The organism is Yersinia sp. 2542 StPb PI, from assembly GCF_048593855.1.
Lineage (GTDB): Bacteria > Pseudomonadota > Gammaproteobacteria > Enterobacterales > Enterobacteriaceae > Yersinia > Yersinia enterocolitica_E.
Map to the genome: position 1 here is coordinate 1 of NZ_JAZGQA010000127.1, position 13,484 is coordinate 13,484.

A 13,484-nucleotide genomic window follows, 5' to 3' on the forward strand; every position below is an offset into this window, starting at 1 on the left:
TCTGTCTGAGGACCGCACAGAATATTACTTGTTAACGGATAAGTATGTTTCCACTATTGAGGTTGATGGCAACGAAGTATTAAAAGTTGAACCTGAAGCGCTGACATTAGTCTCCCAGCAAGCGTTCCATGATGCCTCATTCTTCCTGCGCCCAGCACATCAGCAGCAAGTTGCCGCCATTTTGCATGATCCGCAAGCGAGCGAAAATGACAAATATGTCGCATTGCAATTATTGAGAAACTCGGAGATTTCAGCCAAAGGTATTTTGCCGAACTGCCAGGATACGGGCACATCCACCATTGTGGCGAAAAAAGGCCAACGGGTTTGGACTGATACTGATGATGCCGAAGCATTATCACGCGGCATCTATAACACCTTCCGCCAAGATAATCTGCGCTATTCACAAAATGCGGCGTTAGATATGTATAACGAAGTGAATACCGGCACCAATCTTCCTGGGCAAATTGATATTTTTGCTACCTCGGGTATGCAATATTCGTTCTTATTTGTGAATAAGGGCGGCGGTTCCGCCAATAAAGCAGCGCTTTATCAGGAAACAAAAGCGGTGTTGGAACCGGCAAAACTCAAAGCCTTTTTAATTGAGAAAATGAAGAGCCTGGGAACGGCTGCTTGTCCTCCTTATCATATTGCTTTTGTTATAGGAGGTACCTCCGCTGAATTAACCTTGAAGACCGCCAAACTCGCCTCGACAAAATATTACGATAACTTACCTGGCGCGGGTAATGCGTTCGGTCAGGCTTTCCGTGATAAGGCGCTGGAAGAGGATCTGTTACAAGCTTCACGTGAATTTGGCTTGGGTGCTCAGTTTGGTGGCAAATATTTTGCACATGATGTTCGGGTTATTCGCTTGCCGCGTCATGGTGGCTCTTGCCCGATAGGGANGGCAATTTCATGTTCTTCTGATCGGAACATTAAAGCCAAAATTAATAAAGAGGGCATATGGCTGGAGAAATTAGAACGCCACCCTGAGCGATATATTCCTGAAGATTTGCGGATTAATAACGAAGGGGCGGTAGTTAACATTGATCTTAACCGCCCGATGGATGAAATTCGTCAACAGCTTTCACTCTACCCGGTATCCACCCGCGTATCACTCAATGGCCCGTTAATTGTTGCCCGCGATATTGTGCATGCCAAGCTGCAACAGCGTTTGGAACAGAACCAGCCATTACCTCAATACATGAAAGATCATCCCGTCTATTATGCCGGACCTGCAAAAAAACCGGATGAATTGGTATCCGGCTCGATGGGGCCAACCACCGGAGGGCGCATGGATCCTTATGTCGATCTGTTTCAATCCCAGGGGGGCAGCTTAATCATGTTGGCAAAAGGCAATCGTAGCCAGCAAGTCACCGAATCATGCCATAAACACGGTGGCTTCTATTTGGGCAGTATCGGCGGTTCTGCGGCCATTCTGGCACAGGAGTATATCGAAAGTCTGGAATGCCTTGAGTATCCCGAGTTGGGAATGGAAGCTGTGTGGAAGATGGAAGTCAGGAATTTTCCGGCGTTCATACTCGTTGATGACAAAGGCAATTCATTCTTTGATCAAATTCAAATCAAGGCCTGTGCCGGTTGTCAGAAATAACGTTGTGCTGAGGAAACCACCATGTACGAAGAACGCTATCAGCAGCGGCAGCAACATCTTAAGCAACAGGTTGAGGAGCGGGTTGCTGCCGCGACAAAAAACGGCGGGATCATTATTGTATTTACCGGTAATGGCAAAGGGAAAAGCACCGCCGCATTTGGAACCGCAGCCAGAGCCGTTGGCCATGATATGCGGGTAGGTGTGCTTCAATTTATCAAGGGGGACTGGGAGTGTGGTGAACGTAACCTGCTGGAGCGTAACGGGGTCGAGTTTCATATCATGGCAACCGGTTTTACCTGGGATACCCAAGATAAAGCGGCGGATATCCAAGCGGCCAGGCTAGTGTGGCAGCAGGGCGCGCGGATGTTATCTGACCCTGGTTACCATCTTGTGGTTTTGGATGAGCTCACTTATATGCTCACTTACGGTTATTTGAGCTTGGATGAGGTGTTGGCGGCGTTAAAAAATCGGCCTGTACATCAAAGTGTGGTCATCACCGGGCGAGCCTGCCACCGGGAAATTATCGCACTGGCAGATACCGTTAGTGAGTTACGACCGGTGAAGCATGCATTTGATCATGGAATTAAGGCGCAGAAAGGTATCGATTGGTGATGGGAATCCGATTATGATCACTGCCACGCTCATTTATTCATCAATCTGTTGTTTTATGAAGCGGGATACAAATAATTTGTTGATAACGCTTGATTGTTTGTTCTGAGTTATACTATATTGCGCGCCAAGGAAACGTACTAACGTTCCAAAAAAATTCGCCGGCATAGCTCAGTTGGTAGAGCAACTGACTTGTAATCAGTAGGTCCCGAGTTCGACTCTTGGTGCCGGCACCAATTAAAAACCCGTTATCTGAATAAGATAGCGGGTTTTTGCCTTTGTACTGCTGCCATTGCTGATTTTCTGCTGCCCCCTCCTCGGTTATTTCTTTTTGTGATCCCATTCTCTTTTTGTCTGTTCTCTGCTTGTTATCTATATTCAATTATTGTTGGCTGATCACAGCACGGGCGTTGAACGCCGGGCAGCAACCCAATGACTAAAAGCTATCAAGGGAGTTGGCGGTATGGAGAATCGGCTAAACGTGCTATATCAGGCAGGGGTTATTGATAAGGACATCTGCGATGGCATGAAAAAGGCTGTCGCACAGTTGGAAACGGTATGGGCACTGCCGGTGCGCACGGAGCAGGGGGAAATGGCGCTCACGCATATGGCAAATGCATTAATGCGCAGTCGCCGTGGTGAGGAAGTTGGGCCGCTTGATGATGAATTGTTGGCTGAAATCAGAGCCTCTGACGCGTTTCCACAAATTTTACAGATCCATTTGGCGCTGCTGTCACGGTTTAATTTGGCCCTACACCCGAATGAAGAGGGGTATTTATTAGCTAATCTGTTCAGCTTGTGGATGGCGCATAAAGGTTAATGCCAGTGAGTTTTGCCTTCATGTTAAATATTCAAAAAAATGATTATTAGGCTTTTAATCTGATGGAGTCTAGCGGCAAGCTATGTCTCCAGGCCTTGCACCTAAGTCATTCGGTGCAGGTAAGTCAGTTTCCGTACTCAGATTGTCGTCACGCGTAGCGATGTGGCACTGGTTTTCGCTATTGTGTCTGGTCACCCAGTACTCGAAGCGCTGTATGACAGACTCGACAATGTTATTCAGGGGGCAAGGTGAGTAAATTCGTGGTGGTAGTCATAGACAGCTTTGGTGTAGGAAGCATGGCCGATGTGCCTCAGGTCAGGCCGCAGGACCTCGGTGCGAATACCTGTGGGCATATTCTGGAGCGTTTTCCGCAATTGAGTCTACCGACACTTGAACAATTGGGGCTCATCAACGCTCTGGGGTTCGCGCCGAACGTGATGAAACCTTCGCTAACGGCGGTATACGGCAGGGCAGCGCTGCAACACGAAGGTGGTGACACCTTTATGGGGCATCAGGAAATACTGGGTACCCGCCCGCAGTCACCGCTGCGCATGCCGTTTTCCGAGGTGATCGATAAGGTCGAGCAAAAACTGGTCGCGGCGGGTTGGCGTGTCGAACGTCAGGGAAGCCGCTTGCAGTATCTGTTGGTGAATCAGGCAGCGGCGGTCGGCGATAACCTGGAAGCGGATCTCGGACAGGTGTTTAACATCAGCGCTAACCTGAGTGCGATTTCGTTTGCTGATGTCCGTGCCATTGGTGAGATAGTGCGTAGCTGTGTGAAGGTGGGTCGGGTGATTGCTTTTGGTGGCTTGCTAGCGAGCAGTGAGCAGCTACTCGCTGCCGCAGAGGAGAAACAGGGTCGTTATATCGGGATTAATGCACCACGCTCCGGGGTTTATCAACAAGGATTTCAGGTCGTACATCTGGGCTATGGCGTAGATGCCTGCGTTCAAGTTCCACAGCAGCTCTATGATATTGGTATTCCAACGGTGCTGGTGGGCAAAGTGGCCGATATCGCACTCAATCCGCACGGTACCAACTATCAAAATCTGGTCGATACCCAGACCATCATGGATATCACCTTGGCGGAATTGCAAAAACCAGGAGATGGATTTATCTGCACTAACATTCAGGAAACCGATCTGGCGGGTCACGCACAGGATGTGGCGCGCTACGCCGAAAGGTTGCAGGTAGTGGATCAGAATCTGGCGATCTTGATGGGGCGAATGCAGCAGGATGATTGCCTGGTGGTGATGGCAGATCACGGTAATGACCCGACAATTGGGCATAGTAATCACACTCGCGAGAATGTGCCCTTACTGGTGTGGCGACCAGGAATTGCCGGAGGGGAGATTGGTTACCGCACAACGCTGTCTGATGTAGGGGCCACTGTTTGTGATTTCTTTAACGCGGCCCCGCCACAGAACGGCACGTCCTTTATGGCGCAACTGTGCGCCTTATCTTCCTCACGGCCCGAGAGTTAGCATCATTGAGCGGCAGCATATTGATGCGACGGGCTACATCTATGCGCAGGTATGTTTGCCCATCGCCGATCCGGTGCTACCTACCAGCACCGCGGGTTGTGCTGTGTTGGGGCGGTTTGCGGCAAACTGACATCGAATGCCCGCATATGTCACCTAACAATCTGATACCGAAGGAATACTCACCGAGCTGTGATTCGGTCGATATATCGAAAAATGCTGGGAACTAAAACGGGCCTATGTTCACCGCAATTGAGCTGATGCTAACTATTCTTCGCCAATTGAGCGACTAATCGATTAACGCCATCACTCATATTAGTAAATTTAGTCAGTTGGGTACGGGTCACCACGACGAAAACCCCAATGTTCTTTTCTGGAATCATCGCCATATAGGTAATAAACCCACCGCCACCACCGGTTTTTTGCATAATTCCTGGTAGTTCGGCATTAGGCGCCATGTAGACCCAGCCTAACCCCAGTGCGTCTGCCTGACCGGCAACATCCATACCTTTTAATGACACCAAATCACGACGTTGGAAATAGAGCGCCTGTTCACGTTTGGCTGAGCTTTTGCGCGCGCTGTTATCAGAAGCTAAGAATTGCTGCATCCAACGCTGCATATCTTCCGGTGTTGAGTAAATCCCACCACTTCCCGCCGCCGCCAGGGTGTTTTCACAACGACTACTGCCTACTCCGACCATCAGACGGTTACATTGTTCTGCCGTTGGGGTCAGGGTGGTGTTTTTCATCCCCAACGGAGCGGTGATTTTATCACGCAGCAAACTGCTATAAGGCTTGCCTGATGCCCGTGACAGCGCATCGGCCAGCAAGTCGTAGGCCAAATTGGAGTAGGCGGCTTTAACCCCAGGCGGCACGGTGACCGTGGCCTGCTTCATCCATTGCCAGCGGTTATCTTTAGTCGGCCAGGTAAACACCGGTCTTTTTTGTGGGCCACCGGGTTGCTCGCGCGGCAGGCCACTGGTGTGGCTGGCCAGATTCAGCAAGGTAATCGGCTGTTTTGCGTTATAAGCAGGGACTCGCGCGCCCTTAGGTGCGTATTTTCGCAGGGGATCGGTCAATTTTACCGTGCCGTCATCGGCCAGTTTTACCATCACTTCACTGGTCATTAGCTTGGTAATTGATGCAATGCGAATCAGTGAGTCTGGCCGTGGACGCAGGTTGTTACCGGGTTTGGTTTCCCCAAAACTACGATTTACCACTTGATTGTTATCAATAACCACCAGAGCCATTCCCATGGCACCACTGTTATAGAAAATATGTTCGGCATATTGATCAACAACTTGTGAGGTCAAAAGCTCTGTCTTGGCATCGCTGTGCAATGGAATAGTGAATAGAGCAGCGGCCAGTAGCGGGGCAGTGAAATGTTTCAACAATCTTTTATCCATGTTCAAAAACAAAGTAAGTGGTCGTGTGCTTATAGTAATCGGATATTGGCATAAAACATGCTGAAATTTTCAGACAGACGAATAATTTACATTACCGGGAAGTACTTGCCGGGTGTCACGCCAAAAACGCGCTGAAATTGATCAATAAAAGCGCTGAGGTTTTCGTAGCCGACATCCAACGCGACATGGGTCACGGGTATTTTCTCTGCCAGCATTTCTAGCGCGCGCATGAAACGTGCGCGTTGCCGCCAGTGGCTAAAACTATAGCCCGTCTCTGCGATGAAACGACGGCCTAGTGTTCGGGGTGACATTCCTGCCCAGTGTGCCCATTGATCCATTCTCTGTTTGTTAGCCAGGTCGCTCAGTAACCCATGCGCGACTTTTATCAGCCGTGGATCTTGTGGCATTGGTAATTCAAATGGTTCGGCAGGTAATGATGCAATTTCGTCTAGCATCACCGCCATAATCCGCTGCTGGTTCTCAAGTAATTCCCCTCGGGGCCATTGCGCTGCGCGATTTACGGTTTCTCGTAATAAGCCACTTAATTGCATCGTTCGCGGCTGTAGCGGTAAAGATGCACAGACATCTTCGCGCAAATATACACTCCAGCCGTGAAAAGGGCCGTGCGAGCGGAAACCGTGCTGTTGATGAGGGGGAAGCCAGACCACATGTGTTGCCGGTACCACCCATTGACCCTCGGGTATGACGATAGTTAGCAAGCCATTTATTGCTGCTAATAATTGGCCCGCACTGTGGCGATGCGGCGGCGTCATTCGCGCCAGCTTGTCGTGACGCTGTACCACGGTCAATACTGGCATCGTTGTCAGCATCAGTTGTGAAGGATCAATTAAATGAGCTTGCATGGCGTAAAAACCGTATTGAATGACTCAGATACGTTATCAAGGCCACAAGGATATTGCTAGTCTGGCATTCTCAGCATTGGCGCTGGATAACCGGAGTCACCATGATGAATTCGCAACAGGCAAAACAATTTCTTCAACAGGTATTTACTGCTTTGGCTGACTCGAGCTATAGCACTCAAGATGTTGCTGCATTTTTTTCGACCGATTATCAACAGCAAGCTGATGGTAATCAATTAGATTATGAGGCGTTTATTCGCCATGTGCAGGTGTTGAAAAGCACACTTGCGAGTGGAACCATCACGCTGGAAAAAGTGATTGCGGATGGTGATCAGATTGCCAGTGTGCACTTGGTTGATGTGGTCAAAAAGAGCGGGCAAAGGGTCTTGATGAAAGTTATCGCTTTTTACCGCATCGAACATGGGCTGATTCAATGTGTTGAAGAACTGACACATCTGATCCACGGCGAAACCCAGGATCGTGATTTAGGCTCGCGAGTTGCTCACTAGCGGGATATCGTCAAACGAATGAAATTCTGCAGTTAATTTAGTAGAATCATAAGGTTATTCCACATAATAAAAAACGCACCGGTGTTGGCCGATGCGTTTTGTGGTTAAAACCGAAAATCAATTAGCTTTCAGTCACAGGCTTTGGAGCCACATTGGATGATTCTTTCATGCCAAGGTGGTTGTTGCCCCAGCACTGTTCATATTTCCAGCCGGTCAGTTCTTCAGCAACCGCTCTGGCATGGGCCGGAATATCTGCCATGGCACCGCCACCTTTAATCCGCTCAATCTCTTCTAGCAGGATTTTGTGATTATTACGGTCCAGTTTCATTTGGGTGGTGTAGTAGATAGCCACCAGTGCCAGAGCGATAACGCCGATGGCAAATACCCCTACAATGGCTTGCACGGCAACTTCCGGTTGGCTCGATTGCCCAGAGACAAAACCAAAGCGACTTAATGTCCAGCCCATGGCGAAAACAATAATCGAACGTACCATTTTACCTGCAAAGGTCATGGCTCCGGCGTAGATCCCTTCACGGCGACGGCCGGTCAATACTTCGTCCACATCCGCCAGGAAGGTATAAACCGTCCACGGAATATAATAAATACCCCCGGTGCTTAAACCGAAAACTGCGGTAATACAGAACAGTACAATCACAGTTGTTGTTTGCGACCAGCCAGTGAAATAGAGCGCGGCATAGGCAATCACACTGACAATAACCACTTGCAGAGCGATGCGGAACGGGCGAGCAAAGCCCATTTTGACGCAGATACCGATAAAGACGGCGGTGGAAATCAACTGCATTATTGAACTGAAACTATTGAGCTGAGAAACCAGTGCGGCATCTTGACCTAAACCAAAAATAATAAAGTAGGTAAATGCCGATGCGAATAACCACTCCGCGCCAAAGCCGAACAGATACATACCCAGATGCTTGCGGAAAATGCGCAGATGGAAAGTAGACGCCATATCAACACACAGCTTTTTCAGCGCCTGGCCGAAACTGCTAGTGGTTTCACGGACCACTTCGCTCGCTGGGCGTTCCCATGATGAGCTATAAAGCCAGATCATCGCGCAGCACATAATCAGACCGTAGGCGATACCGGTATAAAGGAAGGGGGTTGCAGAATCTTTACCGTAAATGGCAATAAACTGACCGGGAATGAAAGCGGCCAAAAAGTTTGCTACTTTACCGAAAATGGCTTTAGAACCAGTTAATTTGGAGCGTTTGGCAAAATCGGTGGTCATCTCGGTCGCCAATGTTTCATATGGCACCATGATGGAGGTATAAATCAGTTCAAACAGCGCGTAGGTCAGTAGGTAATACCAAAAGCCAAAACCGCTCATCCATAACATTGGATAGACAAGTACCAGCGGGATCCCCAGTAAGATAAAGAAGCGACGACGACCAAAGATGCGGCCCAGTCTGGTGTTATAGAAGTTATCGGTGATATAACCCATTACTGGATTACTAATCGCATCAAGAATACTGGCGATTGAGAAAATAGTCGCAGCCTCTACGACTGATAGCCCGCAAAAGGTGGTGTAGAAATACATCAGCCAGGCTCCGCTGATTGCCAGTGCCCCACTTCCCAGTAAGTTGGCACTCCCGTACGCCAGCGTATGCCTTGTTGAAATCTGTTTACTCATTTTTACTGCCGCCTCAAATTAAAACAATGTTTCATTAATAATGGATAATCGTTTTCTTTATAAAGGTATGGCGTTTATAAAAATGAGTGTTCGATCACGAAAAAGGGTTTTTCGGCCAGAAAAGGCGCCTATTACAGTAAAAATTGATATGAATCAAATTAGTAGCCAGGGTGGTATTCAGCAAAAAACAGAATATCCATGATAATGCGACTAATTGATAATGCCATTTTGTGACAATAATGACCGTGACACGTGTGGCAAGATTTTAACCAGCAAAATGAAAGACCATTACTAGAATTAGCGCTATTGCTTACAGTGTGAAAATATCACTTTTGTGAAAGGGCGAATTATTGCGGGCATAGCCCATGAATAAATGTTGGTTGCAATCGCGGCTGACAGTGAAGGACGTAGAATGGCAAAGAAAAACCCCTATTATGATGCCAGTAAGCCACATCACACTGAGTTTGGATTTCAGAACCTGGAGCCGGTTGTTCATCATCCACAAGATTTGAAGCGCTGGCGTGAAGAGCGAAAACGCCAGTCGCTACCAAAACCGCCGCAGCAAGGATATGCGCAGTTTGTCACTGACTGGTGGCAAGCGGCTGATTTTAGCGGGCAGCAGGATGCGTTGTGGTGGCTAGGCCATGCGTCGCTGTTATTGCGGGTCAGTGGGAAAACGGTTTTGTTTGATCCGGTACTCTCCGGGCGTGCCTCGCCGCTCAATTTTTACGGGCCAGCACGGAGAACACCGGTACCTGCCAGTGTAAAAGAGTTACCCCATATAGATGTGGTAGTGATTTCTCACAACCATTACGACCATTTGGATGTGACAACGATTAGCCAATTATTGCGCCGCTTCCCCAAGCTGATTTTTCTGGCACCGTTAGGGTTAAAAAGTTGGTTACTACAGCAGGGTGCTCGCCATGTTCATGAACTGGATTGGTGGGATAAACACCTTGCAGCTGAATTTGAGTTTCATTGTGTACCGGCACGGCATTGGAGCATGCGTACACCCTGGGATCGTAACCAAAGTTTGTGGTCTGGTTGGGTGGTCAAGCGTGATGATATTAACTTTTACTTTACCGGTGATACAGGTTATTGCCAGCAACTGTTAACCATTGGCGAAAGGTTAGGGCCATTCAATTATGCCGCCTTGCCCATTGGTGCTTATGCTCCGCGGTGGTTTATGCAGGCCCAACATATGGATCCACAGCAGTCGGTGCAGTTATTTAAACAATTACAGCAGCCGATGACAGTACCGATTCATTGGGGGGTGTTTGAACTGGCTGACGAACCACTGGATGAACCACCACAACAACTCAAGCAGGCATTAACTGAAGCGGGTATGAAACACGACAATTTTGCACCGATTAAAATTGGTGCACGAATATTGCTGGGGTAGGGGGTTTCAGTGGGTGATTTTCAACCCACTGAAACCAATCGGTATTTTATCTATGTATACCGATGCTGAACTAGATCCTAAATTGATTCACTGCACTGGTTAAATCAGCAGCCTGAGCTTGTAACGCCGCAGATGCTGCGGTGGATTCCTGCACCAATGCGGCATTTTGTTGCACCATGGTATCCAATTGCGCGACCGCACTATTTATTTCGTGAATGCCGCGCATTTGTTCATCGGCTGCGTTGGTTATTTCAGACATAATGGTGGTGACATCTGACACGCTGCTGACGATTTCGGTCATGGTATTACTGGCTTGACGTACCTGGCCGGAGCCAGATGCCACACTGCTGACGGTCGATTCGATCAGCGTTTTGATCTCTTTCGCAGCCTGTGCACTGCGCTGTGCCAATGTACGAACTTCCCCTGCGACCACAGCAAAACCGCGTCCTTGTTCACCCGCGCGTGCCGCTTCTACCGCCGCGTTAAGTGCCAGAATATTGGTTTGGAAAGCGATACCGTCGATCACACTGGTGATATCGCCGATCTTGCCAGATGCCGCTTCAATCGATTCCATTGTGGTGATGACTTTAGCTATCACCTCGCCACCACGTGAAGCATCGTTAGCCGCCGAAAGTACCGCAGTATTGGCCTGCCGCGCTGCACTGGCGGAGTGGGCCACGGTTGCCGAGATTTGTTCCAACGCCGCCGAGGTTTGCTGCAAACTGGCGGCGNCAGACTCTGTGCGGCCCGACAGATCCTGATTGCCTGCCGCTATCTCATTGGCTGCAATCCGTACTGATTCGCTGGTATCACGGATTTGCGCCATGACTACACTCAGTTTGTCGGCAAAATTGTTGAACGAAAGGGCTATTTTTGCCACTTCATCACGGCCTTCTACCGGCAATCGCTGAGTTAAGTCTTCTGAGCCGGAGCTGATAGCATCCATGGCTTTATGCACATGGGTCAGCGGTGCCAGAGCACGTTTGGTAATGAGGCTAATAATGACAACAGCGATTAAAATAATAATCACCAGTGTCACCAGTGATGTGGTCAGTAACGACCGCATGCCGGTGGTAGCTTGAGCTTTGTCCAGGGCGACAACGGTAAACCATTGAGTCCCTGGTACTGCTTGGGCCAGCAGCAATTTACTGTTATCGCCAATATTGGCAGCGACAGGCTCAGTTGCTGTTAACAGTGTTTTAAGGTCCAGCGTCGGCGCAATATCGCTCAGTGGCTTAAGGGCTAGTTTCGCATCTTGATGAGCGATAATGGTGCCATCGGCATCGATTAACATACCAAAACTGTCTTCAGTCGGGTGTATGGATTTCACGTTTGCAATCACGCTGTCCATGGTGACATCAGCGGCCAATACCCCTTTAACGCTGCCGTCCTGAATAATCGGCAATGCGAACGTTACCACTAACTGATTGGTTCCAGCATCAACATAGGGTGGGGTGACCACGGGTTTGCCCGCTTTTACCGCTTGTAGATACCATGGCCGCCCAGTGGGGTCGTAGCCGGCTGGAATACCATCGGGATTAGAAAAAATCGCGGTTTTGTTCGCGTAACCGATATACACGTTGATGAAGTTACCTGCGGCTGCAACTTGTCGCAGTGCCGCTGTCGGGTCTGCCGTCAGCGCGCTGTCTTTTAGTGACACAATCATTTGTGTTTTGGAGGCAACCCAATCGGCGATCCCGACACCATGACTGGCGGTAACGGCGGTCAGGGTATTATCTATGGCGCTATTGTTATATTTACTGGCAACCGAGTAGTTAAAATAGGTGTTAATGGCCAGAGAGCCTGCCACGATGATGATACAGGCAGCCAAGATACGTGAACGAATGGAATCAAGCATAGAGCGTCCTAAATAAGAGGGAAGGCATGATTCAAGTAACGGCTTGGCAGAGATAAACTTGAGCTGTGTCACAGTAACAAACTGTAATTAATACGCCATTGTTAATACTTCTTTATGTAACGGTGACAAAGTAGGTGGATTTTATTGACATCTATATTCAATAAAAACATAAGCTTGATTATTCCTTTCTGCTTCATTTGAAGGTAAAAATTCAAATAAAGTTGAAAAAAATAGTGACATCAAAAGGGTAAAATTAGCATCAATGCAGCTAAAACAGTGGTTTTCAGGTTGCATTGATGCTGAGGGATGGCAGTAATAAGAGGGGGATTAGATTAAAATTTATACTGCAAACCTATAGTGATAGTTTGATTTTGTTGAGCAATGCCGGCGCTATTAGCTACATTTGCAGAAACACCTGCACCAGTGTCGATGATTTGTGTATCTCCTTTTCCTTCGGCATGCCTGTTCCAGGACGCTTCAACAAATAATTTAGTGTTATCGGTGACGTAGTAGCCCGCATCAATCACGACTGCGTAATAGCGAGAGCCTTTGCTGCTGTCTTTAAATGAAAGTTGACGTAAATAGTGTTCATCATCACCATAGGCATTTACCCAACTGCTGTATTTCAGCAAGGTATTAAACTCAAATTTTTGATAATGATAGCTCCCGGCTAAGCCAAGATAGGGCATTTCAAACTTTTGCTTATAACCAATGTTGGTAACACTATCGGAACCTGTAAATAGGTTATTACCACTATTGTAATTATAGTTTCCACCATAAGATGTCCAGCTATTATTATTGCGCTGATAACCGGCCATCATACCAATACGGTAATTTTCTTGCTTTAAAAGCCAAAATTTTGCATTAAGATCGATTTCATTCGCATAATTTAAATTGGTTTTTTCGTGATGAGACCAATCAGTCCACTTAGATTGCCCTAATGTTTTCCAATCATAATCATCCATGACCCCCTTACCGGGTGATAATGTGGACCATCCGCGCGCGGTTAATGTTAACCGTGATAACAGATCCCATGATATATCCATTTTTACAATAGGCGTGTTTTCCGCTTTCCAATCTATCTGGCTTAGCTTGCGACCATTATATTGGGGCTGATAAACAAACTCTTGTGATTCTGCATTCAATAATCCCAATGAGGAGCTAATCGTTAGACCATCGTTTATATCTGAGTGATAGCTGGCTACTGCTGTATGGCAGGTGATAATCAGCGGTAATACAGCAACACCTCTCTTTACCCATCTATTCTTTTCCATCATTAACC

The 13,484-nt window shown here is 47.9% G+C and carries 11 protein-coding genes and 1 tRNA gene; 7 read left to right on the plus strand and 5 right to left on the minus strand.

Going from position 1 to position 13,484, the window contains the following annotated elements; all coding sequences use genetic code 11:
* Position 1 precedes the first annotated feature (1 nt).
* The 5 genes from V1952_RS14930 to V1952_RS14950 all read left to right on the plus strand — a co-directional run bounded on the left by V1952_RS14930 (position 2) and on the right by V1952_RS14950 (position 4,522).
* The gene (locus V1952_RS14930; RefSeq protein WP_420075011.1) at positions 2–1,609 is read left to right on the plus strand and encodes a fumarate hydratase; all 1,608 of its coding nucleotides are present in this window, start codon (positions 2–4) and stop codon (positions 1,607–1,609) included.
* 21 nt (positions 1,610–1,630) lie between these two features.
* On the plus strand, positions 1,631–2,221 hold the full coding sequence (gene cobO / locus V1952_RS14935) for a cob(I)yrinic acid a,c-diamide adenosyltransferase (RefSeq protein ID WP_420071933.1): 591 nt from the start codon (positions 1,631–1,633) through the stop codon (positions 2,219–2,221).
* Positions 2,222–2,378: 157 nt separating this feature from the next.
* Positions 2,379–2,454 (plus strand) — tRNA-Thr (locus V1952_RS14940).
* A 227-nt stretch (positions 2,455–2,681) separates the two neighbouring features.
* A complete protein-coding gene (locus V1952_RS14945; RefSeq protein ID WP_420071932.1) occupies positions 2,682–3,038 on the plus strand; it encodes a PRD domain-containing protein in 357 nt (118 codons plus the stop codon).
* A gap of 248 nt (positions 3,039–3,286) precedes the next feature.
* Entirely contained in the window at positions 3,287–4,522 is a 1,236-nt protein-coding gene (locus tag V1952_RS14950) for a phosphopentomutase (RefSeq protein WP_420075012.1), read from the plus strand.
* 260 nt (positions 4,523–4,782) lie between these two features.
* Here the strand turns inward: V1952_RS14950 and ampH are convergent, their stop codons facing one another.
* Entirely contained in the window at positions 4,783–5,925 is a 1,143-nt protein-coding gene (ampH, locus tag V1952_RS14955; protein WP_372559427.1) for a D-alanyl-D-alanine-carboxypeptidase/endopeptidase AmpH, read from the minus strand.
* Positions 5,926–6,011: 86 nt separating this feature from the next.
* A complete protein-coding gene (locus tag V1952_RS14960) occupies positions 6,012–6,788 on the minus strand; it encodes an AraC family transcriptional regulator (RefSeq protein ID WP_420071930.1) in 777 nt (258 codons plus the stop codon).
* Between the two features lie 101 nt (positions 6,789–6,889).
* Between V1952_RS14960 and V1952_RS14965 the strand changes: the two genes are divergently transcribed.
* Positions 6,890–7,294 (plus strand): nuclear transport factor 2 family protein, encoded by a 405-nt coding sequence (locus V1952_RS14965; protein WP_372559425.1) that lies wholly within the window; start codon positions 6,890–6,892, stop codon positions 7,292–7,294.
* 121 nt (positions 7,295–7,415) lie between these two features.
* On the opposite strand, the gene V1952_RS14970 is transcribed toward V1952_RS14965, so the two are convergent.
* Positions 7,416–8,942: an MFS transporter gene (locus tag V1952_RS14970; RefSeq protein WP_083158321.1), complete on the minus strand. Its 1,527-nt coding sequence runs from the start codon at positions 8,940–8,942 to the stop codon at positions 7,416–7,418.
* Positions 8,943–9,315: 373 nt separating this feature from the next.
* Between V1952_RS14970 and V1952_RS14975 the strand changes: the two genes are divergently transcribed.
* On the plus strand, positions 9,316–10,344 hold the full coding sequence (locus V1952_RS14975; RefSeq protein ID WP_083158322.1) for an MBL fold metallo-hydrolase: 1,029 nt from the start codon (positions 9,316–9,318) through the stop codon (positions 10,342–10,344).
* Between the two features lie 70 nt (positions 10,345–10,414).
* Here the strand turns inward: V1952_RS14975 and V1952_RS14980 are convergent, their stop codons facing one another.
* Positions 10,415–12,202: a methyl-accepting chemotaxis protein gene (locus tag V1952_RS14980; RefSeq protein WP_420075013.1), complete on the minus strand. Its 1,788-nt coding sequence runs from the start codon at positions 12,200–12,202 to the stop codon at positions 10,415–10,417.
* Positions 12,203–12,534: 332 nt separating this feature from the next.
* On the minus strand, positions 12,535–13,484 hold a 950-nt coding region (locus V1952_RS14985), incomplete at its 5' end, for an omptin family outer membrane protease (protein ID WP_420075014.1).

Coding starts and splice junctions, on each gene's coding strand:
- cobO (WP_420071933.1), top strand. CDS start 1,631: ATGTACGAAGAACGCTATCAGCAGCGGCAGCAACATCTTAAGCAACAG.
- V1952_RS14945 (WP_420071932.1), top strand. CDS start 2,682: ATGGAGAATCGGCTAAACGTGCTATATCAGGCAGGGGTTATTGATAAG.
- ampH (WP_372559427.1), bottom strand. CDS start 5,925: ATGGATAAAAGATTGTTGAAACATTTCACTGCCCCGCTACTGGCCGCT.
- V1952_RS14960 (WP_420071930.1), bottom strand. CDS start 6,788: ATGCAAGCTCATTTAATTGATCCTTCACAACTGATGCTGACAACGATG.
- V1952_RS14965 (WP_372559425.1), top strand. CDS start 6,890: ATGATGAATTCGCAACAGGCAAAACAATTTCTTCAACAGGTATTTACT.
- V1952_RS14970 (WP_083158321.1), bottom strand. CDS start 8,942: ATGAGTAAACAGATTTCAACAAGGCATACGCTGGCGTACGGGAGTGCC.
- V1952_RS14975 (WP_083158322.1), top strand. CDS start 9,316: ATGTTGGTTGCAATCGCGGCTGACAGTGAAGGACGTAGAATGGCAAAG.